We start from the raw sequence: 1,853 nt of genomic DNA, 5'->3' as shown, positions 1-1,853 counted from the left end.
GTGGGCGGTGACGGGGGTGTGGGCGGTGTCGGTCAGCGGGTGCGGGCGGTGAGCCAGCGGGTGCCGCACAGCGGGAGGACCGGCTCCCGGTGGACCGGGCCGTGCGGCAGCGGCACCACCAGCCACCGCGTCGCGGCCAGCCACCGCAGCGGCGGCAGACGCCGGACCCCCGACGGACGTCCGCCGGTGACGTGGGCGGCGCCGTCGTAGACGCAGCGCACGAAGGCCGGCACGTCGTCGGCCGGCACGTCGTGGAACTCGACCCCCTCGACGACGATCACCGCGTCACCGTCGGGGTACACGGTCATCTCGAGCCGCGGCTCGGTGACGGTCTCCAGGAACGCCTCGTGCGGCAGCGAACCGTCCGGATCGATCACCGCGCCGAGCGGCGCGTCGGTGCGGCGGGACACCCGGTCGGCGCCGATGTCGTGGCTCACCCGCACCCGGTGGCCGTGGGCGGCGGCCACCTCCCGTACGGCGAGAACCACCGCTTCGGTGCTCATCACCACATGATCTTATTGACGCCACTCAAACCGGACAAGGCGTACAGTCCGCAGAGAGGGCGTCGCAGCAACACCAGGGACGTCAGGAGGCGACGGCAGATGGCACGGACGACACGCTACGCACCCGACCGCGGACTCACCAGGCGCATGGTGACCACGATGTTCCTCATCGGGCTGCTCTACGTGGTGTTCATGGGCGTGCTGATCGCGCTCTTCCGGAACGCCTGGCCGCTCGTCCTGATCTTCGCCGGCGGCATGTTCGTCGCGCAGTTCTGGTTCAGCGACCGCATCGCCGCCTACAGCATGGGCGCTCGCGAGGTCACGCCGCAGCAGGCCCCGGAACTGCACGGTGTGATCGACCGGCTGTGCGCGCTGGCGGACATGCCCAAGCCGCGCGTCGCGATCGCCGACAGCGACGTACCCAACGCCTTCGCCACCGGGCGCAGCCAGGACAAGGCCCTGGTGTGCGCCACCACCGGGCTGCTGCGCAGGCTGGAGCCCGAGGAGCTGGAGGGGGTGCTCGCGCACGAGCTGTCCCACGTCGCCCACCGGGACGTCGCCGTGATGACCTTCGCCTCCTTCCTCGGGGTGCTCGCCGGCACCATCACCCGGATGGCACTGTGGAGCGGCATGATGCGCGGGGGTGAGCGCAACAACAACACCGCGATCATCGCGCTGATCGTTCCCCTGGTCAGTGTGGTGGTGTACGTCATCAGCTACCTGCTGACCCGGCTGCTCTCCCGGTACCGGGAGCTTTCCGCCGACCGCGGGGCCGCCCTGCTCACCGGCAAGCCGTCCGCGCTGGCTGCGGCCCTCACCAAGGTGACCGGGCAGATGGCGCGGATCCCCACGCGCGACCTCCGCCGGGCCGAACCGTTCAACGCCTTCTTCTTCGCCCCGGCCTTCTCCGGCCAGTCGTTCAGCAAGCTGCTGTCCTCGCATCCCACGCTGGAGCAGCGCCTCGACCAGCTCGGCCGCATCTCGCGCGAGCTGGGCAGGCCCTGACACCGACGGTCCGGACGACGCGTCGGCGGTCCGGCTGACACGTCGGCGGTCCGGACGACGCGTCGGCGGCCGCTGTCCTGACGCCGGGGGCCCCGCGAGGACGGCCGCCGTCCTGATGTCGGTGTCCCGGGAGGACGGCGGTTGCGAACAGCGGTGTCCGCGTTCGGTGCGGTGGGTGTTCAGTGCGGTGGGTGTTCAGTGTGCGGGGTGAGGGGGAAACGGGCGGTGACGCTGGCCGGGGCCTCGTGGGTCAGCCGGGCGCCGAGTGCGGTGAGGACCGCCAGGGCCGCCGCGTTGTCCGGGGTGGTGCGGGCCAGCAGGCAGTGCGCGCCGTCCGCGCGTGCG

The 1,853-nt window shown here is 71.9% G+C and carries 2 protein-coding genes; one reads left to right on the top strand and one right to left on the bottom strand.

Annotation, left to right across the window (positions count from 1 at the left end; genetic code table 11):
* Positions 1 to 32 precede the first annotated feature (32 nt).
* The gene (locus tag ACYVE9_RS25135) at positions 33 to 503 is read right to left on the bottom strand and encodes a hypothetical protein (protein ID WP_461030188.1); all 471 of its coding nucleotides are present in this window, start codon (positions 501 to 503) and stop codon (positions 33 to 35) included.
* Positions 504 to 602: 99 nt separating this feature from the next.
* Here ACYVE9_RS25135 and htpX point away from each other — a divergent pair, with 99 nt between their 5' ends.
* Positions 603 to 1,508, top strand: coding sequence for a zinc metalloprotease HtpX (htpX, locus tag ACYVE9_RS25130; RefSeq protein WP_461030187.1), 906 nt, complete (start codon positions 603 to 605; stop codon positions 1,506 to 1,508).
* Positions 1,509 to 1,853: the final 345 nt, after the last annotated feature.

The sequence above is a fragment of the Streptomyces sparsus genome (assembly GCF_054776295.1).
The sequence above is the reverse complement of the archived record's forward strand: the minus strand, read 5'-3'. Positions and strand labels throughout refer to the sequence as shown.